Here is a 22,037-nt window from a genome sequence, read left to right as displayed (position 1 = left end):
CCATGACTGACGCAATCAGGCAGTGGATGGACAGGTACATCGCAGCATGGACCACCAACGACCCCGAGGACATCGGGGCGCTCTTCACCGAGGAGGCCGTGTACGCCACGAGGCCCTACGACCCCGACCCGTGGCGCGGCCGGGCACAGATCGTGGAGCGCTGGATCGGCTCGGCGGACCAGCCCGGGGACTGGAGGTTCGAATGGTCCCTGCTGGGGTCCGACGGCGACCTCGCGTTCGTGCAGGGCCGCACCACGTACCTTGATGACCGCCTGAGCTACGAGAACCTCTGGGTGGTCCGGCTCGATCCCGGCGGGCGGGCGTCGGGCTTCACTGAGTGGTTCATGGAGCGCAAGGTCTGAGCCTGCCGCGGGGCCGGCTTCCGGGCTGGCTCCTCTACGAACCGGCTCCTAGGCAAATCTGCTGAGGGCCGGAAGCAGCTGTTCCGAGAGCAGGGCGGCACCCAGGAGCACCATAATGATTCCGCTGGTCAGCGTGACCCTGCGGGCGGCGTTCGGCCGGGACTGCAGCAGTCTCCGCGAGAGCAGGGCAACGCAGGTGTACACGAGCGCCGCCAGCAGCACGAACGTGAGGCCCAGCAGGCCGGACTGCACCGGCACCGGCAGCGGCGCGTCGGCACTGACGAACTGCGGCACCAGGGCCAGGAAGAACAGCAGCCCCTTGGGGTTGATGCCGCTGGTCCCCATGCCCTGAAGGAAGGACCTGAGCTGGTTCTGTCCCGCATTCCCGACGGCGGCCGCAGCCGTGAAGCTGGCGCCGCGCCATGACCTGATGGTGACGGTTCCCAGCCACAGCAGGTAGACCGCGCCGGCTACCGTGATCCAGCCCAGCAGGCCCGGCATGCTCGCCAGCACGGCGGCGAGCCCGGCCACCATGAGGACGGTGTGCAGCACGTAGCCGCTGCACAGCCCCGCCACGGCAGGCACGAAACTGCGGCGGCCCAGGCCCGCGGTGATGGAGTAGGCCCAGTCCACCCCCGGGGTGCAGGCGAGGGCGGCTGCGACCACGATAAAGGCGAGGAAAAGCTGGGGATTCATGGGGGGCTCCTGCGTGTTGGGCTGTAAGAAAAGCCTAGGCAAAACGCAGCCAGAAGTGCTCGCCAATTTCGCCCGGATCGCGGTCGCCGGAGTAAGATTTTTGCGTGATTGACCATATCGACAGAAGCATTTTGCGCCATCTCAAAGAGGACGGCAGAATGACTGCCACGGCGCTGGCCGCCAAGGTGGGGCTCACTGTCGCCCCCTGCCATCGCAGGCTCCGCGACCTCGAGCAGTCCGGCGTGATCCGCGGCTACAAAGCGGACATTGACCCGGCCGCCGTCGGGCTTGGTTTTGAGGCGATTGTGTTCGTGACGCTCCGGCAGGTGGACCGCCCCACCATGGAGATCTTCGAGAACCGGGTGGCGGAGAACCCGAACATCGTGGAGGCACAGCGGCTGTTCGGGTCCCCGGACTACCTGCTCAAGGTAATCGCAGCGGACCTGCCCTCCTACCAGCGTTTCTACGACAGCGAGCTGACGGTCCTTCCGGGCGTCGAACGGCTGACTTCGACCCTGGTGATGAAGAACCTGAAATCCAACGCAGGCCCGCCCGTCTGATCAGCCGGCCGCCCGCCGTCGTACGTCCTTGATCAACACCGCGAACTTAACCAACAGCGCGAACGAACACTTAAGGCCCCCGATCCGGGTGGATCGGGGGCCTTAAGTGTCCGCTCGCGCTGGACTGTCTCCCGTGCTCAGCGGGGGTTCAGCACGACGTTCTGGAAGGCGCCTTTCCCGGTGCCGGTGTGGAGCCAGAGGGCTCCGTCGGCCGACACGGAAACGACGTTCGGATTGCCCGTTCCGGCGAAGCGTCCCACACTGGCGAAGGTGGTGAAGGCGTTCCAGCCGGTGCCGAGCTGCGTGCGGGCCAGGAAACCGGAGGCGCCGCTGCCGGGGTAGAGCCAGAGCGTGCCGTCCGACGCGCGGGCCATCAGGTCGGCCTTTCCGTCACCGTTGAAGTCGTTGCCGGCAACCACCTGGCTGAAGCCTGCCCAGCCGGAACCGACCTGCTTCCGGGCAAGGAAGGCGCCCGTCCCGTTGCCGGGGTAGAGCCACAGCTTGCCGTCCGGCTCCTGGGCGATGATGTCCGCCTTTCCGTCGCCGGAGAAGTCGCCGGGGGCGATGATCCGCGCGAAGGCCTGCCAGCCGGTGCCGATCTTTTTCGGTGCCTGGAAGAGTCCCGTTCCGTTGGTGGGGTAGAGCCAGAGCGAGCCGTCGGGCTTCCGGGCCAGGAGGTCAGGGCCCCCAGCGCCGTTGAAGTTGCCGGCGGAGACCACCTGGTCGAAGACCTGCCAGCCGGTGCCGAGCTGCCGGGATGTGCGGAACCCGCCCGAGCCGTTGCCGGAGTAGAGCCGCAGGACGCCCTGGGCCGTGCGGGCCAGGATGTCGGGCTTGCCGTCGCCGTCGTAATCGCCGGCTTCCCAGACCTGGCTGAAGCCGGCCCAGCCGGCGCCGATCTTCAGCTTGGTCGCGAAACCGCCGACGCCGTTGCCCGCGTACGCGGTGATGGCACCGCTGGTGCTGGCCGACAGGATGTCCGTGAGCCCGTCGGAGGTAAAGTCCTGGCCGGCGATCAGCTCCGTGCTGGCCCAGCCTGTGGCCAGCGTGCGGCGCGCCAGGAAGCCTCCGGTTCCGCTGCCCGGGTACAGGTAGACGGTCCCGGTGCTGGAGCGGGCGAGCAGGCCGGGGCCCGTGGCGAGCCCGCCCGCTGCGGTGACGGCCGTGAAACCCTGCCAGCCGGAACCCACCTGTGTGGACGCCAGGAAGCCGCCGGTTCCGTTGCCGGGGTACAGCCACAGCGTTCCGTCGGCGCGCATGGCCAGCAGGTCGGCGCGCTTGTCGCCGTTGAAGTCACCGGGCGCGATGATTCGCTTGAAACCCTCCCAGCCGGAGCCGATCTGCGTGCGGGCCAGGAAACCGCCGGTGCCGCTGCCCGGGTACAGCCACAGTGCTCCGTTGGACGTCCGGGCAATGAGGTCCGTCTTCCCGTCCCCGTTGAAGTCGCCGTTGCCGAGGACCATGTTGAAGCTGTTCCAGGCCGTTCCGATCTTCACGGCGGTACCAAGCTTGTTGCCGCCCAGTCCCGGGAGCAGCAGGAGCGAACCGTCTGCCTCGCGGGAGATCATGTCCGCCTTCCCGTCCCCGTTGAAGTCGCCGGCCGAGAACTGGATCCTGGTGTGCAGGGCCAGGTCGGCGTCGATGGTGACGGTGGCCGAGGTGGCGGTGACGGCATTGACCGTGACCCGGGTTCCCGCATGCGTGATGAACGTGCTGCCGGCCTGCCAGGTGTGGTTGGTGGCGTAGGACCCGGTGAACGGAATGGTGGACGGCATCAGCACCAGTGAGGACGAGGGGGTGGCGCCGCCCCGCTGGACCACCTTCACGCCCCTGTTGCCGGCAGGTCCGCTGGCCAGGTACGCGTCGTAGCCGGCAGGCTGCCGGAGTTCCAGGTAGTAGATCTCCTTGCTGACGGGATCGGTGAACTTCACCGCACGGTAGGCCAGCTTGGTGTCACCCCAGGGCTTCAGCGTGTAGCTCTTCACGCCCGATGCCACGCCGAGGTCGCGGATGTCCGTCGCTGCGCCCAGGCCCTTGGCATCCCAGAACGGCGAACTGATCACCGGCATGTTGTAGCTCGACAGGCCCATGATGTCGGTGCTGTCGCCGTACTCCCGGATGTAGCAGGAGGAATCGGTGAACTGCCCGGTGCTCGTGGTTCCCACGTCCGAAATGCCGCTGCTGCACTGCAGGGCGTCGGCGTGCATGGATCCGAGGACGTGCCCGAACTCGTGGGCGATCACGCTGTTGGTGAAGCCGCTGATCTGCGGCATCAGTACCCGCCCGCTGTTGCCGGTGCTGCTGAAGCCGGCGCCGAGGGCGCCGCCGGAGAGCGTGGCGCTGGGGACGAAGATCACCAGCCCCTTGTTGGCGCCGTAGGTCCACTTCAGCTCGGTGGTGATCTTGTTGATCATGTCGTAGTAGGAGTCCGTCGACCTCGCCGTCTTGGACGCCAGCGTGGCGCGTTCGGTCACGGTCATGGAAATCCGGCCGCCGGACATCGCCTTCCAGTAGTTGCTGGAGGCGGTCACGGCTGCTTCGGCCTGGGCCATCGGAACCACGGCCTTGTTGTCCACCAGCGTGGCGACGACGACCTTGACTGTGAGGGCCGCTGCGGCCGTCCCACCCGCCTCGGTCTGGAGGGCCAGCCCGGCAGGCGGCCCGTCCGCCGGAACGCCCGGAGCGGATTCGTAACCGTGGTGCACCCGTTCCGAACCGGACTCGACCGGCAGAGACGTGCCGTTGCCGGCAGGATTCGTGGCTGCCATGGCGGTGGCGGGAAGCGAGACGAGACCCGCGGCCAAAACCAGCAAGCCGGTCACGGACGCGATTGAACGGGAAAAAGAGCGCATTGAGTTCCTTATTGAGACCGACCCCCCGGCGGAGACCCTGAGTGAACAATGCACCCGCTGCGGCCCAGCGCTGCTGCAGATGCGCAATCAGGTTACAGTTGCCGCCGCAGGACAGCCGCCGGGATATCCGCAGTTTTCCCCAATGATTTGCGCAATATCGGAGCGGCGCTCCGGGCCGCCGGAATCAGTGCTCTAGAAGGCCCGTGGTCCGGTAGGGAATCACCTCGCGGAGGAACATGCTGGTGGACGTCCGCACGATTCCCGGGCACAGCCGGATCTCCTCGGAAACCCGGTACAGGTCGTCAGGGCTGGTGGCGACTACCCGGATCAGCAGGTCCGTGTCGCCGGCCGGGGCGTGGCATTCCAGCACCTCGGGGATCTCGCGCAGCGCGGCGATGGCCTCGTTGAGATGGCTCTGGTCCAGTTCGGCGCTGACAGCAGCGGCAACGCCGCGGCCCAGGGCCGCGGGAAGCACGCGGCTGCTGTTGGGCCGGAGGGCGCCCGACGCCGTCATCCGCTCCAGGCGGGACTGTACAGTACCGCGCGCCAGGCCCAGCCGCTGGGCCAGGACCATGATGGGCAGCCGGGGATCCTCGTCCAGGGCGGCGAGGATCCGCCGGTCTGTGGCGTCGAGCTGCTGCAATCTGATCACTTCCTGTCCGGTTTCCGGGGGCACAACTGATCAGATTGACCAGGCTATGCCATGCCCATTGCGCCTACTGTAGGTGTTCTGCTCAGATAGTGGCAACGCAGGCGACGGTTACCCCCGCAGCCGGCAGGCAACAGGCTCCCGGCACACCACCCGGCCCCCTGGACCACGCTTCCCGCAAGGAGGCAGCCGCTGATTGACACTTGTTCACGCATTCGTCTTTCCGCAAGAAGTGCCTCGATTTCCTGGACGGAGTTCCGTCCGGGGCAGGCACGGCAAGAGCCCCTGAGCCACCGATTCCCGGCCAACGCCCGGAGTGTGCGGTAGCTGAGGGGCTCTTGTGGTGTTCGGCATAGGCTGGAGGGCATGACTTCTGCTGGCCGCTTCGCCCCCAGCCCGTCTGGTGAGCTGCACGTGGGAAACCTCCGGACGGCAATCCTGGCCTGGCTCTTTGCCCGTTCCACCGGGCGGCGGTTCCTGCTGCGGGTCGAGGACCTCGACCGGGCGCGGGCCGGCGCTGAAGCCGCGCAGTTGCGCGACCTTGCCGCCGTCGGCGTGACCTGGGACGGCGCGGTGGTGCGCCAGACGGACCGGGAGCCGCTGTACACGGCAGCCATCGGACGGCTGGCCGCGGCCGGGCTGACCTACGAATGCTTCTGCACCCGCCGGGAGATCCAGGAGGCACCCTCCGCGCCGCATGCGCCGCAGGGCGCTTATCCCGGAACGTGCAGGAGGCTGTCAGCGGCGGAGGTTGAGTTCAAGCGGTGCAGCCGCCCGGCGGCCATCCGGCTTCGTTCCTCCGTGGCCGAATGGACGGTGCGGGATGTGCTGCACGGGACGTTCACCGGAGTGGTGGATGACTTTGTCCTGCGCCGGAACGACGGCGTGACCGCCTACAACCTGGCCGTCGTCGTGGATGATGCCGAACAGGGCATAGACCAAGTGGTCCGGGGCGACGATCTCCTGCCGTCCACACCCCGGCAGGCATATCTGGCGTCCCTGTTGAATATGCCCGTTCCGGAATATGCGCACGTCCCGCTGGTGGTGAACGCCGACGGCGCCCGGCTGGCCAAGCGAGACGGTGCGGTTACCCTGGCTGATCTGGCCGCCGTCGGACTCCCCGCGGAAGCCGTGCAGCGGGCGATCCTGGAGTCGCTGGGCCTGCCGGGCGCGTCCCTCGAGACGGCCCTTCAGGGATTTTCGCCCGCCAGCCTGCCGCGCGGGCCATGGGTGTGGCCCGGGGTGTAGCATCGGGGCTCCGCCGCCGGTCAGGCCCGTCGGGACCCCGGCGCACTAGCCCAGCTTGGCCCGCTGATCCAGCTGCTCCAGCGCCGAGTGGAGCAGGTCCGCGCTCCGGCGTTCATCGATAACGATCGAGGCGCCGAGTGCGGCAACAATGATGAGCAGGCAGACGGGAACAGAGACGCCCGCCGCGCCCAGGGCCACAGCTCCGGCGAGTACGCACACCACTCCGGTGGTGACGGCAACGAGGGTGCGGTCGACGCACGTCATGACGCTGAAAAGTGCCGTGAGCGTTACCTTGAACAGCGCCACGGGAACGGCGATGCTGGCGACGGCGACGGCGGCGCTGATGTGCGCGGCGTGGTCAATGTAGTACGCCGCGACATGCAGGCCCGCCCCGGTGGCGGCGATCGCGGCGAAGACGGGGATGTGGCCGTAGCCGAAGAAGTAGGAGCGGTGGCGCTGCAGGTGCAGGGCCCGGCCGGCGGGCAGGATGAAGTAGATCCACCACATGCCGAAGGCCAGCGCCGTGCCGCCGAAACCCACCAGGGCGGCATCAGCCGACCAGCCGTGGTTGGCCACGATGGCCCGGAGTGTCTCGACAGCGCCGATGAGGCATTCGCCGAGGGCGATGATGGCCAGCAGGCCGTAGCGTTCGGCGATGTGATGGGCGTGCCAGGGGGTGGCGGCATTGCGCTCGGCCACATACGGGGTGGCCAGTTCCAGGACATACAGCGGTGCAATCATCAGGAACGTGGTGGGCACATCCGCCTGAATCAGCAGCACCGCGATCCACCCGAGCTGGACCATGGCCAGGTATCCCGCGTATCGCAGGCACGTCTTCCGCCGGGCCGGGTCCTGGCGGGCGGCCCGCAGCCACTGGAAGACCAGGGCCAGCCGCATGATGATATAGCCGCCCACGATGACGGTGTTGTCTACGTGCTTCCCCTCGACGAGGGAGTGGAACATGGGCTCGATTCCCATCGCCAGGATCAGGACGCCCACCAGCTGGACCATGGTGACCACCCGGAACACCCAGTCGTCGGTGTCGTAGGCGCTGGCGAACCAGGTGAAGTTGATCCAGGCCCAGATCACGGCAAACATGGCGAAGGAAAAGCCGAGCAGTCCGGCGCCGAAGTGTCCCTCCGCGATCTCGTGGGCAAACTGGCTGCCGGCCACCCCGAAGGCGATCACGAAGGTCAGGTCGAAGAAGAGCTCCAGCGGGGTGGCTGTCCGGTGCGGCTGGTGGGGATCCCGGCCACCCATGCGGGCCACGGCATGCCGGAGGGGATTAGAAGAGGGCATGGGTCAAACGTAGCGTGTCACAACGGGGCGCCGCTGGTGTGTCAGGAAGGCTGCAGGGCAGGTCCGCGCCGGAACCGCAACCCCGCCCGCCAGAGCAGGGCAATGTAGGCCAGGTCGAACACGCTGCACAGCGTGCCGAGGCCCAGTATCAGGGCCGAGTTTCCGTATCCGCCGTAGACGATGGTGGGGGCGAACGTGCCGATCCACTTGGCCACGGCGATGACGAGTGACTGTCCCCGGCCGCTTCCGCGCGAGACGAACATCGCGATGAACAGGCCGGACATCAGCAGGTTCTGCAGGAATGCGGCGTACTTGGTGGCGTCGTCCCAGCCGAACTCGGCCACGAACAGCAGCTGCACGGCGAACGACGTGATGCCCAGCAGGACGGCCCAGGCCAGGAAGAGCGGCCGGGTGACCCAGTGCGGCAGCTCCGCCCGCCCGAACCGCAGGAAGGTGAAGACGATCAGGACGTCCGCCAGACCCCACACAATGTTGAAGACACCCTGGGCCGAAAGTCCGGTGGCCACGGACCGCGAGGCGTAGATGGCCTCCCAGGCGAAGTTGAGCGCCAGGGCCGCCGCCGGGATGGCGTAGGTGCGCTCCTGGAAGCCCAACCTGATCGCCTCGACGTAGACGACGGTCCAGGCCAGGCCGCTGACTATGGTGAGAAACAGGATCACGCCTCTCCTCCCTTCGTGGTCCGTTTCGACGGTTCCCTGCCGGCTAGACGGCCGTCCGCGTCTAACACGCACGGAACCGTCGAAATGGCCGGCAAATTCCCTTAGACCCGGCCGAGGGCGTCGATGTCCTCCAGGAACTCCTGGTGCACTTCCTCGCTGACGGTGGTGCGGGTATCGGCGATGGCGTCGAGGTAGTCCTGGGTGGCGGGGCCCTTCCGGACCGCCTCGCGGACGGAGACGCCGCCCCCGGACGCCAGCCCGCCGTCGTCGTACACGGCTTTTTCCAGCGCCCGCTGGGAGGCGCTCCGCGCGGCGAACTCAATGTCCGCGGGTGAGAAGCCCTCGGTGCGGTCCACCAGCTGCTCCACGTCCACATTGTCGACGACGGCGGCGGGGATGAAGCGTTGCCACATGGCTTCGCGGGCCTGCCGGTCGGGGAGGCCGATGGGGATGACGTAGTCGAAGCGGCCGTGCCGGAGGAAGGCGGTGTCGAGGGCTCGGATGAAGTTGGTGGCACACACGAGCAAGCGGCCGGGCTGTTCGCGGAAGGCGGGGATGATCTTGAGCAGTTCGTTGGTGACGCCCTGCAGCGGCGACGGCGGGTCCCCGGCACGCTGGGAAGCGATTTCCTCCACCTCGTCGATGAACACGACGGCGTGCTCGAGTTCCGAAATCTCCAGGAACGTCTCCCGCAGCGCACCGGCCAGGCCCTTGGGGTCGGCGGCCAGGCGGGAGGGGAAGACCTCGACGAAGGGCCACTCGAGGCGTGAGGCAATGGCCTTGGCGAAGGTGGTCTTGCCGGTGCCGGGCGGCCCGAACAGCACCACGGCCCGCGGCGGCACCACGCCGAATTCGTCGGCGAGGTCGGCCTCGGCCAGCGGCAGGACCAGGCGGCGCTCCAGGAGCTCCTTCTCCCGGCGCATGCCCGCCACGTTCTCCCACAGGTCCCGGGCCAGTATCCGGCCGCCAAGCAGGCCCAGGGGCTCGAGTTCCTGGCGCTGCACAGGGATGGTGCGCTCGAAGTAGCGCAGGTTTTTCTTGAGCACGAAACCGCGGCTCAGGAAGGCCTCCACCCGGGTCTCCAACTCGGGCATCAGGGCGGAAAGCTTGTTCAGCCCGTGCGGTGCCATCCGGTTTTCGACGGCGGCGAGCAGCGAGGTGCCGATGCCCCGGCCGCGGAATTCGGGCAGGGTGGCCAGGAAAACGACCCACCCCTGGTCATGGGCTGCACGGCCGACGGCGGCGCCCACCACCTGGTCGCCGAGGACAGCCACTACAGCATGGTCCTTTTCGCAGGAGGCCAGCACTTCGGAGAGCGCATAGACCGGCTCGACGTTGGTGGCCTTCAGTGATTCCCAGAGGTGCAGGATGCCGTCAAGGTCCGCGGAGTGGAAGTCCCGGATCCGCCAGTTGGTCATGAGGTTCTCTCCCGTGGTTCGACGTTGAGCCAGTTCTGAGCTGCCTGCTTTTCGAGGCGCTGAGCCGAGCTTAGGCGATGCCGCGCCGGTACGGGGTTGCAGGTGCGTTGCGTTACGCGGGCGGTCAGCGCTTGTCCGCGTCTACGGATGAGTCCTTGCCCGCTGCACCCCTGCGGAAGTGATGGGTGCGCTCATGGTCATCCTTGGTGTGCACCACCAGGACCGGGCATTCGGCATGCGCAACGCATGCCGTGCTCACCGAGCCGAGGTGCAGGCCCATGAATCCGCCGTGGCCCCTGCGCCCCACCACCAGCATCGCGGCTCCGGCGGCCACCTCCACCAGCTTGGCCGGGGCCGGGCCGCGCACGAGTTCACTGGTCAGGGTCTCCGGAACGTCCGGCCCGAAGGCCTTCTCGATGGACTGGGCCAGGATGTCGGCAGCAGAGGTTTCGAACGCCTCGAAATCCGGGGGGATGTACCCGGCATACATTTCCGGGAAATGCCAGCACGCCACGGCATGGACACGGGCACCCAGGCCCGGTGCCAGCCGCGCCGCCAGACGGAGGGCCTCCACCGAGGAGTCCGAGCCGTCCACTCCCACAACCACTTTGCCCTCGGCATCCATCGTTGTTCTCCTTTGCGACCTCGACTTTGCAACATTGGACTTTGAAGCACTGGACTTTAAAACCGTGACCGGCCGCCCCGGTCACGGACCGGCCGGTCACCGCCGCAGCGGCTGCATCTGCAGGGCGACCCCGGCGGCCGCGGCATCCCGAAAACGGGCATCGATCTGCACCACGTCCCGGCCCGCCCGCTGCAGCAGGCTGGCCGCGACGCCGGCACGGTATCCGGTGGCGCAGTGCACCCAGAGGCGCCCCTGAGGCAGCTCGCCCAGGCGCTCCAGCAGTTCATGCAGCGGCACGTTGATGGCGCCGGCAACGTGGGAGGACGCGAACTCGTCTTCACGCCGGACGTCGAGGACGGTGTCGCCGTCGGGCTTTTCATGAACGACGGCGGGCCAGCCCGCCCGGGGATAGGAGGCGACAGGGGCGGCCGGCGCGAGTTCACCGGGTTCCGTTCCCACCGCGGCATCGGGACGGTCGATGCCGATGCGGGAAAGGTCCCGGACGGCGTTTTGCAGGTCCTCGCGGCCGCCGACGAGCGTCAGCTTTTCGCCCCAGGGCAGGACCCAGCCGAGGTAGGAACTGAAGCTTCGCCCTGAACCGTACTCGAAGCTGACGGTGCCCTGCAGATGGTTGCTGGCGAACAGCACGCGGTGGCGCAGGTCCACCACCCACTCGCCCCTGGCCAGCCGCTCCGTCAGTTCGCCGGCGCCGAGGGACTCCGGCAGCCTCAGGTCCGCAGGTTCGGGGCCGGTCATGTTGATGGGGGACATGTGCGCGTAATAGGACGGGTAGGCGGAGAGGTTGGCCATGAGCTCGGCAGCGAAGTGCTCGGGATCCGGGTCCGCCAGGGCGTGGTTGGCTTCGCGCTGTTCCGCGATGGTTGACGTCTCGGTACGCGCGGCGGGCCCGACTGAGCAGAACGAGCCGAACCCGTGGGTGGGATAGAGGGCAGCATCGGGTCCGGCTTCGTCGGCGAGCCGGTGGATGGACGCGTACTGGTCCCGCGTTAGCCCGGCGGTGTCTCCGGGTCCGAGGAGATCGGTGCGGCCGACGGAACCGAAGAGCAGGCTGCCGCCGGAAAACACGGCCCGGGCCCGTCCGTCCGTGACGATGTAGGACAGGTGCGTGCGGGTGTGACCGGGCGTGGCCACCGCGCGGAGCGTGAGCGTGCCGATTTGCGTGGTTTGGCCGTCCTCAACCGGTTCGCGCTCATAGGCGACGTGGTCCGCGGCGTTTACGAGGTACTTGGCGCCATAGGCGCGGGCGAGGATCAGGCCGCCGGTGAGGTAGTCATTGTGGACGTGGGTTTCGGCCACGTGGGTGATCTGCACGCCGGCTTTCCGGGCGGCCTCCTCGATGCGGTCCGTGTCCCGCTGGGCGTCGACCACCAGCGCCACGCGGCCGTCGTGGACCAGGTAGCTGCGGTCCCCGAGCTGCGGGGTTTCGATGACGACGACGTCCATGGTCTGGCCCCTTCGACGCACCGGAGAGGCGCCGCTTATCGCGGGCCTCGCCCCGGATGCCTCCATGGTAGGCCGATTGGCGGCAGAAGGGGCCTGCCGGACTCCTGTGGTGGGCATTTCTGCACCGCTTTCACCGGGCACTCGGGTGCGCGCGCCCGGGCTGGCGCGGCCGGAGCGTCCGCCGGCGTCGAAAAGTGGTGCAGAAATGCCGCAATACGTGCTGCCGGGGACAGGTTCAGGCCGAGGCAGGTTTGATGTTTTGGTTGATGTGGAACAGGTTCCCGGGGTCGTATGTGGCCTTCACCCGGGCCAGGCGGGAGTAGTTCCCGCCGTAGGTGTCCTTGATGTGCGGTTGGTCGTCGGCATCGAGGAAGTTCACGTAGCCCGCACCGGATCCCAGGGGATGGAGCTCGGCGTAGTAGTCCCGCACCCACTTGATGTTTGCCTGGTTGTGCGCCGGATCCTCCCAATGGCAGGCAATGTCCACGGCGAAGTTGACGTCGCGGTACGGGAATGCGGTCTCGTCCCGCCCGACCCGCTGGACAGCGCCGTTAACTGGGTAAAAGTGGTTGGCCGTCTGGACGCTCGGAATGCCCTCGCCGAACTTCTCGGCGACACGGAGGACGTCGTCGGTGAGGCCGGGCAGGAACTCTGACTTCCAATAGGCCTGCAGGCCCTTGGGGTACATGGGGTCGAAGAGTGTGTTGAGAACCGTGTAGGGAAGTGGGCCAGGAAGGAGCCGGCGACGGGCGCAACGTCAAGGAACGGTTGCCATTGGCGCTCGCCCTCGTTATGGGGGCCTGCCCAGCCGCCAACCAGCACCACCACCGGCTTTCCGTGATACTCCTCCGGCAGGAACGGGACCGGCGGCCCCTGATGGAAACCCAGGAACACGCCCATTTCCTCCGGTGCCGTCGCGATGTAATCCCTGTAGAGGCGTGCCACCGCTCCGGCGTGCTCCAGTAGGTAAATGATCACTCCGCCGTAGAGAACGTCCACCGGGTGCAGGTTGAATTCGAAGGAAGTCACGACGCCGAAATTGCCGGTCCCGCCGCGGAGCGCCCAGAAGAGGTCCTCGTTTTCCGTGGCGCTTGCGACCACGAAGTTTCCGTCGGCAGTCACCACGTCAGCGGACCTGAGGTTGTCGCACGACAACCCGTACTTCCGGGCGAGGTAGCCGATGCCTCCGCCCAGGGTGAGTCCCGCGACGCCTGTCGATCCGATGATGCCGCCCGTGGTGGCCAGACCGAAGGCGCCTGTTGCGTGGTTGAAGTCCGCCCAGGTCACTCCGGCCTCGGCCCGCGCGGTGGCAGTGGCAGGGTCCACGCGCACTCCCCGGCATTCTGCGAAGTCGATGACGAGGCCGCCGTCGCAGGTCCCGAACCCGGGCGCGCTGTGCCCGCCGCCGCGCAGCGCCAGGTCCAGGCCTGCGTCACGCGCGAAATTGACTCCGGCAATCACGTCCGCGACCTGAGAAACGCGCAGGATGGCCGCGGGGCGTTTGTCGATCATTCCGTTGAAAACGGCCCGGGCGTTGTCGTAGTCCGCCTGATCCGCGGTGATGACCTGGCCGCGCACTTTCTCCTGCAGGGCCTGGAAGGAGCTGCTTTCCACGGTGTACTCCGATTCACCCAGGCAGGCCTGCCCGGGCAACTGGGCGCGGCCGCATGGCGGTCGTACCGGGTGACTGGTTGAGCAGCCGATGGGGTCCTGCATAGTGGCGGGCAAGAGCCTATGCCGCAGGCTTCCACAGCGGCGGAGACCGGATGCACCTTGGCAACGCAGCAACGTCGCGCGGTTGCCTTGGCGTGTTTAGAACGAGGTCCGCCCTCGTGTCGGCGGGTTGGGGCCGGTGGCCCAGCGGTTACAGCACGGCTAGTCGTAAATTACTCCCGCCCCAAACGCCGGTCAACAGTCGGGAGCCCGGCGCTGGCCGTAAAGGCGCCAACGGACACCTGGGGCCCTTCGGACTGGGGCCTCAAGTGTCCGTTCGCGCTATGCGTTCGCGTGGTTGTTGCGGGGGAGAAGAGCCCGCGGGTCAGATCCGGTCCGCTGCGCCTGGGCCGGGGCGGTTGGCGATGACGGGTGACAGGCCGGTGAAGCCTTCGCGGGCCTCGGCGATCTCGTGGATCCGCTTGCGGCAGGCGTACCAACCGGCCACCATGAGGGCGATGGCGATGAGCGTGACCACGAGCGTCAGGGGCGAGTCGATGAAGACCATAACCAGGACGCCGACAAGGAACAACAGGGACAGGTAGCCCGTGTAGGGCGCGCCGAACATCCGGAACGAGGGGCGCTTGAGCCAGCCCTTGTCCGCCCAGCGCTTGAGCTGGATCTGGCAGAGGACGATGGTGGCCCAGGTGACGATGATGCCCACGGAGGCGATGTTCAGGACGATCTCGAAGGCCTGCGACGGGACGAGGTAGTTCAGCGGGACGCCGAGCAGGGAGACTCCGGCGGTGATGGCGATGCCGCCGTAGGGGACGCCGGCCTTGTTCATGCGCTGGGCGAACTTGGGGGCGGAGCCCGCAACGGACATCGAGCGCAGGATCCGGCCGGTGGAGTACAGGCCGGCGTTGAGGGAGGACAGGGCCGCGGTGAGGACCACGAGGTTCATGATGACGTCCACGCCCTGGATGCCGATGGAGCCGAAGAACGTCACGAACGGGCTGACGCCCTTCTGGTAGGACGTGAAGGGCAGGAGCAGGGCCAGCAGAATGACGGAGCCGACGTAGAACACGGCGATCCGGAAGACCACGGAGTTGATGGCCTTGGGCATGATCTTTTCCGGGTTCTCGGTTTCGCCGGCGGCAGTGCCGACTAGTTCGATGGAGGCGTAGGCGAAAAGGACGCCCTGCATGAGGATGATCATGGGCAGCAGGCCGTTGGGGAAAATGCCGCCGTTGTCGGTGATGAGGCTGAAGCCGGTTTCCTGGCCGGGTACCGGGGTGCCGAAGATGACGAAGTAGGTGCCGATGAGCAGGAACGCGACGAGGGCGGCGACCTTGATGATGGCGAACCAGAATTCCATTTCGCCGAAGACCTTGACGGAGACGAGGTTCAGTCCAAGCACGACGACGAGGGCAGTGAGTGCCCAGACCCACTGGGGGACGTCGGCCATCCAGGGGACATAGTTGCCGAAGAAGTTCATGTAGAGCGCGGCGGCGGTGATGTCCACGATGGTGGTGGTGGCCCAGTTGATCCAGTAGAACCAGCCGGAGACGAAAGCTGCCTTCTCGCCGAAGAATTCGCGGGCGTAGGAGACGAACGAGCCCGACGACGGCCGGTGCAGGACCAGTTCGCCGAGGGCGCGCAGGATCAGGAAGGCGAAGAAGCCGCAGACCGCGTAGGCGATGACCAGCGACGGTCCGGCGGCGTTGAGCCGGCCGCCGGCGCCCAGGAACAGGCCGGTGCCGATCGCGCCGCCGATGGCGATCATCTGGATCTGCCGCGGCTTCAGGCTCTTGTGGTAGCCCTTGTCCTCGGCGTGGAGGAGGTTTTCGGTGGCATGCGCCTGGGCCGGGACCGTATGGTCAGTGACTGCCGCGTTCGAGGCGGCGCCCTGTGGGGTGTTGGACATGGGGGATCCTTTGGTTTCCGGTTGGGTCGGACGGGTAGGACGCTATTTGCTGAGGTTGGCCAGGCGTTCGGGGCTGAGGAGTTCCTGGAGTTGGGTTTCGGTGAGCAGGCCGTGTTCGAGGACGAGTTCGGCGACGCCGCGGCCGGTGGCGAGGGCTTCCTGGGCGATGGCGGTGGCGGTGGTGTAGCCGAGGTGGGGGTTGAGGGCGGTGACCAGGCCGATGGATTGTTCCACGGTGAGGCGGAGGTGTTCGGTGTTGGCGGTGATGCCGTGGACGCAGCGGGTGGTGAGGGTGCGGCAGGCTGCTTCGAGGTGGGTGATGCTCTTGTGCAGGCTGTGGACGATGACCGGTTCGAAGGCGTTGAGCTGGAGCTGGCCGGCTTCGGCGGCCATGGTGATGGTGACGTCGTTGCCGATGACCTCGTAGGCCACCTGGGAGACCACTTCCGGGATCACGGGGTTGATTTTGCCGGGCATGATGGAGGATCCGGACTGGACGGCGGGGAGGTTGATTTCGCCGAGGCCGGCGCGCGGGCCGGAGGAGAGGAGCCGGAGGTCGTTGCAGATTTTGGAGAGTTTGACGGCGACGCGTTTGAGCACGCCGGAGAGGTGCACGAACGCGCCGACGTCCTGGGTGGCCTCGATGAGGTCGACGGCGGTGACGAGGGGCAGTGCGGTGATGTCGGCGAGGTGCCGGCAGGCGGTGTCGGCGTAGCCGGCGGGGGCGTTCAGGCCGGTGCCGATGGCGGTGGCGCCGAGGTTGATTTCGTGGATGAGCAGGTCGGCTTCGGCGAGCCGCTGCCGGTCTTCGCCGATGGTGACGGCGTAGGTGCCGAATTCCTGGCCGAGGGTCATGGGGACGGCGTCCTGGAGCTGGGTGCGGCCCATTTTGACGACGGTGCGGAATTCGAGGGCTTTGGCGGCGAAGGCCTCTTCGAGTTCGGTGAGGGCTGAGAGGAGTTCCCGGGCGGCGAAGATGGTGCCGAGTTTCACGGCGGTGGGGTAGACGTCGTTGGTGGACTGGGAGAGGTTGACGTGGTCGTTGGGGTGCAGGCGGGCGTAGTCGCCTTTGGGGTGGCCGAGGATTTCCAGGGCGCGGTTGGCGATGACCTCGTTGGCGTTCATGTTTGAGGAGGTGCCGGCGCCGCCCTGGATGACGTCGACGACGAACTGGTCGGCCAGGTGCCCGTTCATGACGTCGGTGCAGGCGGTTTCGATGGCGGCGGCGCGTTCGGGGTCCAGGAGCCCGAGTTCGTGGTTGGTGCGGGCGGCGGCGAGTTTGACGGCGGCGAGGCCGCGGACCAGGTGCATGTTGGTGGAGAGCGGCTGTCCGGTGATGGGGAAGTTTTCCACGGCGCGGAGGGTGTGGACGCCCCAGTAGGCGGCGGCGGGGATGTCGCGGTCACCGAGCAGGTCATGCTCGGAACGGACAGCCAGCGATTGGGCGTCCGGCAGGGATTGGGTGTCGGTCATGTGCAGTCCTTAAAGAACGTCGTCGGTCGGGGACAGGAAGGAAAAGTCTGCGGCCTGCAGCAGGCCGACTTCACGGCCTCCGCCGAGGACCGCCCCGGTGGCGATGCCCGCAAGGGCGGAGGTGTCGACGTCGAGCGCTTCCAGCGCGCGGACGGTGACGGGCATCCTTGCCCGGTCACCGCCGTCGGAAATCTTGACGGCGACGGCGCGTCCGTCCGGCAGCCCCACCAGCTGGACGCCTTCGAAGCCGTCCTTCGCCAGGGCGCCGGGCAGGAGCCGCATGAGGTCCGTGACGTCGCGGCCCTCGCCCGCCACCATTTCCGGATGGCGGCGCATGGAATGTGCGACGGCGGCTTCCGGGCTTTCGGGGGCGGATGCGCCATCAGCCAGTTCGGCCGAGGCGAGGCGGCCGAAGGCGCGGGCCATGCCGGCGAGGGTGTGGGCGAACAGCGGGGTGCCGCAGCCGTCGGTGCTGATGCCGGCGGGTTCCTCGCCGGTCAGTTCGGTGACGGTCTCGGCGACGAGCCTCTGCAGCGGGTGGGAGGGGTCGAGGTAGCCCTGTACGGGCCAGCCGTTGATGACGCAGGTGGCGGCCATGGCGGCGTGCTTGCCGGAGCAGTTCTGGGCCAGCTGCGTGGGCCGGCCGCCGCCGCGCAGCCACTCCTCGCGCTCGCGGGCGCCGTAGGGGAGGTCGGAGCTGTTTTCGAGTGCTGCGGGCGTCAGCCCGTGAAGTTCCAGGATGCGGCTGGCCCCGTCGAGGTGCCGGGGTGCGCCGGAGTGGCTGGCGGCGGTGAGGGCCAGCAGGTCGGCGGGCAGATCCAGCCCGGCCCGGACCATGGCCACGGCCTGCAGTGGCTTGAGGGAGGACCGGGGGTAGAACGCGGCCTGGGGTTCGCCGGCGGAGAGCAGCGTACGGCCGTCGGGCGCGGTGGCGATCAGGGAGCCATAGTGGACGCTCTCCACCAGCCCGTCCCGGGTCTGGAACGCGAGGGGCTCGTGCCGCGGCAGGATAGCTGCGGGTGGTGCGGCGGTGGGCGGCGCGGAAGGGGAATGGCTTGCCGGCATGGCGGGGGAAGGCATGGCGTCCTCTGGGTTGCGTGTTGGCTTGAGTTGGGTATGGCGTGGACGAGTCGGGTGCGGCTGGTTGGTTCGGGGTGCCAGGAAGGCAGGCGCCGCTACGGGGCTGTTTCGTTGGTACCAAGGATGGAGTCGAGGGCTTCGCCGACGGCGCGCAGATGTCCGGCCATGGCGGCGCTGGCGTCTGACGCTGAGCCGGCTTCGATGGCGTCGAGGATCAGGCGGTGTTCGACGTCGGAGGCGTGCTGGCGGTCGGCCACCATGTTAAGGGTCTCGGACTGGTGGGCGAGGGCGTCGCGGATGTCAGCCACCACGCTTTCGAACACCTTGTTGCCGCTGGCGCGGGCGATGGCTGCATGGAAGCTGGAATCGAGGGTGACCCAGGCTTCGGGATCGGTTTCCGCGGCCATGGACGCCATCATGCCGCGGAGGATTTCCAGGTCCTCGGTGGTGCGGCGCTCGGCGGCGAGGCCGGCGGCGGGGACTTCGATGTGCGGCCGGGCCTCGGTGAGGTCCCGCGCCGAGAACTGGCCCAGGACGAGGTCGTTGGCAACATGGTCCGCTACGACGAACGTCCCCCGCCCGGTCTTGGTGACTGTCAGGCCGAGGGCGGTGCAGGACCGCAGCGCCTCGCGGATCACGGAGCGGCTCACCCCGTACTGCGAGGCCAGGGCAGCTTCCGAGCTGAGCTTGGCCCCGACGGCCAGAGCCCCGCTGTGGATGTCCCCGCGGATAGCGTTGAACACGGCCTCGGCCGCGCTGAGGCGCGCCAGCGGGAAGGCACTTGGGCGGCCTTGCTGTCCGGCTGTCCGGCTGTCTGACAGGTTCACGGTTAAGAATATGGCACGGGTCACAGGCGGGTGTCAACCGCCTGGGCGTTGGGGCGCCGTCTTCGGAAGACGTTTGGCGCCCCGGGTGGGTGGGGGTCTCAGCGGCCCGGGGCTGCGGCAGGGACAGTCTCCGCCGGCCTGCTCCGCTTGAGCCCCGGCCGGCTTGCTGAGGTTGAAATGACGGCCAGCGCCAACAGGGCAAGGCAGGCACAGGCGGCGAAGGCTCCGCGGTAGCCGAATGCCGTCATGGAGCCGAAGCCAATAACCGGACCGGAAACGATGGCGCCGAGCCGCCGGGTGTTGGCGTAGAGGCCGGCCGCGAGGCCCGGCCGGGGGATGATCTCCTGGAACAGGGTGAGCCCAACTCCTGCAACTACGGCAAAGAACCAGGCGTTGAGGAGCTGCAGCGCGATGAGGGCTATGGGGCCGGCGACGAAAGCCATGGCCGCATAGTAGGCCGCGCCGGCCAGGCATCCGGACATGATGAGTGCGCGGCTCGGGAAGCGCCTGGTGAGCCGCCCCATCAGCAGGAGGGCCGGAATCTCGAGGGCCGCGGAGATGCCGAGGACAATGCCCGCCCACATGACGTCCAGTCCCAGGTTCTCGGTCACAAAGAGGCCCATGACAGAGACTGCTGCGCTGTTGGTGGCTTGGAGTGCGATGAACCCGATGACTGTGGCCGCCACCAGCCTCCTGCCGGCGGCAACCTCGCTGGCCGCGGGAACAGTGGCGCCGGTGCCGCCGCTCTCCGGGGCGTCGCCGTCTGCCGACATGGCCGAAGTGTCGGCCACCGCGGTTGCCCGCCGCCGCGCCATCATCGCCGCAGTGGTGGCGACGTTGAGAAGGGCAACCGCGGCGAGGGCGGGCAGGATGGCCCGGCTCCCCAGCGTCCCCATGATGAAGGTGGCCAGCGGCGGCCCGGCCACCCATGCGAAGGAGACGATGGCCCGCGTATTCATGACGTCCGATGGCGCTGCGCCGGAGTGCTTGAGGTGCGCGAAGAGGAGCGAACTGCCAACGCCGGCGGGTCCGCCCAGGGTGATGAGGCCGACGACGGCTACCGGCAGTGAGGTGCTCAGTGCCAGGAGCCCGGCGAGGGCCACGGTGAGGGCGCCGCACGCAAGCAGGGGGCGCAGGTAGTTCTGGGTCCGGTCGGCGTAGGCGGGCACCAGGAGCGAGGCGACGAATCCACTGGCGTTGTAGACGGCAAGGACCCAGCCCACATCCTGGGGAGTGGCATTGAACAGTGCCACGAGCAGGAAGGCCAGGGCAGGGTTGAGGAATGCGAACTGCAGACCCCACAACAGTGCGGCCGAGGGAACCAGCAGGCGTTTCACGTCATTCCTCCTAAAGGGCCGGCTGCTCGTCCGCCGGAACTTCAACGCTAAGCGCACCGCCGGCCCGCAGGGAGGCCCTGGCGTTACCTGTACCGTGAACCCCACGCAGGCAGCGGCACGATCGTGCCGGATTTGCCCTATGCAGCGGTTGTCCGGCCGGATAAACTGGGTCTGAAGCAGAAACGGCACGATCGTACCTATTACCCATTACAAAACTGCATTGCTCATCCCTTGGGGGAATCTTGGCCGACCCGTTCACAACCCACTTGGCCGTAGCCGTCCGCGCACGCCGGACCGCCCTTCGCCTGAGCCAGCAGGACCTCGCCGACATGGCCGGAGTCTCCGAACGCTTGGTCCGCTTCGTGGAGCAGGGCAAGCCGAGCCTCCGGCTGGACACGCTGGTGGCCCTGCTGGACACGCTCGGACTCGAGCTGCAGCTCGCCACCCGCACCAGCGCTGCCGCCCGCGCACTGGTGACCCAAGCACTGGTGACCCAACCACTGTCGGAGCGGCCGCCGTCGGACGTTCCGCTGGAGGGCAGCGCTCGCAGCGAACGGGAGGCCCAGCCGTGAGGCACCGCGTAGCGGACATCTACAAGCGCGGTGTCCTGGCCGCCCGGCTGGAACGGTACGACGGCGGCACGAAGTTCAGCTATCTGCCTGCCTACCTGCAGAGCGGCCGACCCGCCGTCGCGAGTTCACTGCCGCTGTCACCGGAGGCCGTGCTCTCCGGGGCAGGTGCAGCGCCGCCTTACTTCACGGGCCTGCTCCCGGAGGGCCGGCGGCTGAACGCGCTGCGACGGTCCATCAAAACCAGCGCGGACGACGACCTCTCGCTGCTCATCGCCGCCGGCGGCAACCCGGTGGGCGACGTGCAGATCGTGGGCCACGGGGAGCCGCTGGATCCGGAGGAGCACGCCGTCGAGGTCGACCCGCGCAAGCCCGTGGACTTCGACGAACTGCTGGGCGACTCTGGCCTGATTGATCCCGTGGCGCTCGCCGGCGTGCAGGACAAGCTGTCCGCGGGCATGATTTCCATGCCCGTGGCCAGTGCCGGGCGGCGATTCATCCTCAAGCTCAACGCCCCGGAGTTTCCGCACGTAGTGGAGAACGAGTTCATCATGTTCCGCTATGCGGCGAAGCTGAGGGTTCCGCTAAGCCGGGTGCAGCTGATGCGCGACGTCGCCGGCCGGCCCGGGCTGCTGGTGGAGCGGTTCGATCGGGTGCCCCTGACGGCCGGGATGGCCGGCGCGGCAGGTGCGCCGGACGCGGTGCAGCGCCTCGCCGTCGAGGACGGTGCCCAGGTGCTGAAGCTGTACCCGGCGGACAAGTACAACGTGGGGTTCGGAACGGTGTGCAATGCGCTCGCCGAATACTGCGCGGCGCCGTTGCCGGCGCTGCGGAACCTGGCCATCCAGGCCGCCTTCGCTCTGCTTAGCGGCAACGGGGACCTGCATGCGAAGAACGTGTCCATGGTGCAGCAGCCGCACGGGGAATGGTCCATCGCCCCCGTTTACGACATCCCCTCCACAGTGGTCTACGGCGACAAGACGCTCGCACTGACGCTCGGCGGCAAGCGCAGCGGGATCTCCCGCAAGCACTTCCTGGCCTGGGCCACGGCCCTCGGGCTGCCCGAACGCGCGGCTGCGCAAGCGGTGGATTTGGCCTTGAGGGCCGCAGGCCCGCTGCTCGCGGACCTGGAAGCCGGGACGGCCTTCGCGGCAACGGCGCCCATGTCAACGTCCACCGCTACAACGGACTTTGTTTCAAAGGGCACTGTTTCAAAGGGCGACGGCGGCGCCTCGCCTTTTCCGGACATGGTCACCAGAGCATGGGTCAAGGAGCTCAAACACCGCCGGAGGCTGCTTGAGGGGTGACCCGGAAGGCT

At 67.8% G+C, this 22,037-nt stretch carries 19 protein-coding genes and 1 pseudogene; 5 read left to right on the top strand and 15 right to left on the bottom strand.

Annotated features, from left to right (window positions below):
• Positions 1-2 precede the first annotated feature (2 nt).
• The gene (locus ACFQ50_RS08225) at positions 3-362 is read left to right on the top strand and encodes a YybH family protein (protein WP_377995030.1); all 360 of its coding nucleotides are present in this window, start codon (positions 3-5) and stop codon (positions 360-362) included.
• 48 nt (positions 363-410) lie between these two features.
• On the opposite strand, the gene ACFQ50_RS08220 is transcribed toward ACFQ50_RS08225, so the two are convergent.
• Positions 411-1,058, bottom strand: a complete 648-nt coding sequence (locus tag ACFQ50_RS08220; protein ID WP_377995029.1) for a LysE family translocator — start codon at positions 1,056-1,058, stop codon at positions 411-413.
• A gap of 104 nt (positions 1,059-1,162) precedes the next feature.
• Here ACFQ50_RS08220 and ACFQ50_RS08215 point away from each other — a divergent pair, with 104 nt between their 5' ends.
• Positions 1,163-1,618 carry an Lrp/AsnC family transcriptional regulator gene (locus ACFQ50_RS08215; RefSeq protein WP_307098179.1) on the top strand — a complete coding sequence of 152 codons (456 nt, stop codon included), beginning with the start codon at positions 1,163-1,165 and terminating at the stop codon, positions 1,616-1,618.
• Between the two features lie 137 nt (positions 1,619-1,755).
• Here the strand turns inward: ACFQ50_RS08215 and ACFQ50_RS08210 are convergent, their stop codons facing one another.
• Both ACFQ50_RS08210 and ACFQ50_RS08205 read right to left on the bottom strand, forming a co-directional pair.
• Positions 1,756-4,470, bottom strand: coding sequence for an FG-GAP-like repeat-containing protein (locus ACFQ50_RS08210; protein ID WP_377995028.1), 2,715 nt, complete (start codon positions 4,468-4,470; stop codon positions 1,756-1,758).
• A gap of 184 nt (positions 4,471-4,654) precedes the next feature.
• Positions 4,655-5,113: an Lrp/AsnC family transcriptional regulator gene (locus ACFQ50_RS08205; RefSeq protein ID WP_307105708.1), complete on the bottom strand. Its 459-nt coding sequence runs from the start codon at positions 5,111-5,113 to the stop codon at positions 4,655-4,657.
• Between the two features lie 372 nt (positions 5,114-5,485).
• Here ACFQ50_RS08205 and gluQRS point away from each other — a divergent pair, with 372 nt between their 5' ends.
• Positions 5,486-6,367, top strand: coding sequence for a tRNA glutamyl-Q(34) synthetase GluQRS (gluQRS, locus tag ACFQ50_RS08200; RefSeq protein ID WP_377995027.1), 882 nt, complete (start codon positions 5,486-5,488; stop codon positions 6,365-6,367).
• Positions 6,368-6,412: 45 nt separating this feature from the next.
• Here gluQRS and ACFQ50_RS08195 read toward each other — a convergent pair whose 3' ends face one another.
• From ACFQ50_RS08195 to ACFQ50_RS08140, 12 genes and pseudogenes are all read right to left on the bottom strand, one after another.
• On the bottom strand, positions 6,413-7,666 hold the full coding sequence (locus ACFQ50_RS08195) for a low temperature requirement protein A (RefSeq protein WP_377995026.1): 1,254 nt from the start codon (positions 7,664-7,666) through the stop codon (positions 6,413-6,415).
• A 41-nt stretch (positions 7,667-7,707) separates the two neighbouring features.
• Positions 7,708-8,346 (bottom strand): hypothetical protein, encoded by a 639-nt coding sequence (locus tag ACFQ50_RS08190; RefSeq protein ID WP_377995025.1) that lies wholly within the window; start codon positions 8,344-8,346, stop codon positions 7,708-7,710.
• A gap of 101 nt (positions 8,347-8,447) precedes the next feature.
• Positions 8,448-9,764: an ATP-binding protein gene (locus ACFQ50_RS08185; RefSeq protein ID WP_377995024.1), complete on the bottom strand. Its 1,317-nt coding sequence runs from the start codon at positions 9,762-9,764 to the stop codon at positions 8,448-8,450.
• 124 nt (positions 9,765-9,888) lie between these two features.
• A complete protein-coding gene (locus tag ACFQ50_RS08180; RefSeq protein WP_377995023.1) occupies positions 9,889-10,389 on the bottom strand; it encodes a universal stress protein in 501 nt (166 codons plus the stop codon).
• Between the two features lie 96 nt (positions 10,390-10,485).
• A complete protein-coding gene (locus ACFQ50_RS08175; protein ID WP_377995022.1) occupies positions 10,486-11,853 on the bottom strand; it encodes a rhodanese-like domain-containing protein in 1,368 nt (455 codons plus the stop codon).
• A 235-nt stretch (positions 11,854-12,088) separates the two neighbouring features.
• On the bottom strand, positions 12,089-12,541 hold the full coding sequence (locus ACFQ50_RS08170) for a BBE domain-containing protein (protein ID WP_377995021.1): 453 nt from the start codon (positions 12,539-12,541) through the stop codon (positions 12,089-12,091).
• A gap of 467 nt (positions 12,542-13,008) precedes the next feature.
• Positions 13,009-13,365: pseudogene (locus tag ACFQ50_RS08165) on the bottom strand (FAD-binding oxidoreductase); the annotation flags it as partial.
• A 526-nt stretch (positions 13,366-13,891) separates the two neighbouring features.
• Complete coding sequence (locus tag ACFQ50_RS08160) at positions 13,892-15,433, bottom strand: amino acid permease (protein WP_377995020.1); 1,542 nt, start codon at positions 15,431-15,433, stop codon at positions 13,892-13,894.
• A 42-nt stretch (positions 15,434-15,475) separates the two neighbouring features.
• The gene (locus tag ACFQ50_RS08155; protein ID WP_377995019.1) at positions 15,476-16,906 is read right to left on the bottom strand and encodes an aspartate ammonia-lyase; all 1,431 of its coding nucleotides are present in this window, start codon (positions 16,904-16,906) and stop codon (positions 15,476-15,478) included.
• Positions 16,907-16,915: 9 nt separating this feature from the next.
• Positions 16,916-17,986: an asparaginase gene (locus tag ACFQ50_RS08150; RefSeq protein WP_377995018.1), complete on the bottom strand. Its 1,071-nt coding sequence runs from the start codon at positions 17,984-17,986 to the stop codon at positions 16,916-16,918.
• A gap of 95 nt (positions 17,987-18,081) precedes the next feature.
• The gene (locus ACFQ50_RS08145) at positions 18,082-18,813 is read right to left on the bottom strand and encodes a FadR/GntR family transcriptional regulator (protein ID WP_377995017.1); all 732 of its coding nucleotides are present in this window, start codon (positions 18,811-18,813) and stop codon (positions 18,082-18,084) included.
• Between the two features lie 98 nt (positions 18,814-18,911).
• Positions 18,912-20,150 carry an MFS transporter gene (locus ACFQ50_RS08140; protein WP_377995016.1) on the bottom strand — a complete coding sequence of 413 codons (1,239 nt, stop codon included), beginning with the start codon at positions 20,148-20,150 and terminating at the stop codon, positions 18,912-18,914.
• 266 nt (positions 20,151-20,416) lie between these two features.
• On the opposite strand from ACFQ50_RS08140, the gene ACFQ50_RS08135 reads away from it, so the two are divergent.
• Both ACFQ50_RS08135 and ACFQ50_RS08130 read left to right on the top strand, forming a co-directional pair.
• The gene (locus ACFQ50_RS08135; protein ID WP_377995015.1) at positions 20,417-20,722 is read left to right on the top strand and encodes a type II toxin-antitoxin system Y4mF family antitoxin; all 306 of its coding nucleotides are present in this window, start codon (positions 20,417-20,419) and stop codon (positions 20,720-20,722) included.
• Positions 20,719-22,026 (top strand): type II toxin-antitoxin system HipA family toxin, encoded by a 1,308-nt coding sequence (locus ACFQ50_RS08130; protein WP_377995014.1) that lies wholly within the window; start codon positions 20,719-20,721, stop codon positions 22,024-22,026. Before ACFQ50_RS08135 ends, ACFQ50_RS08130 begins: the two co-directional genes overlap by 4 nt.
• The last annotated feature ends 11 nt before the right edge of the window (positions 22,027-22,037 follow it).

Origin of the sequence: Arthrobacter sp. NPDC056493 (assembly GCF_042795115.1) — a bacterium.
Taxonomy (GTDB): Bacteria; Actinomycetota; Actinomycetes; order Actinomycetales; family Micrococcaceae; genus Arthrobacter.
This window is presented reverse-complemented; position numbering and strand designations above follow the sequence as displayed.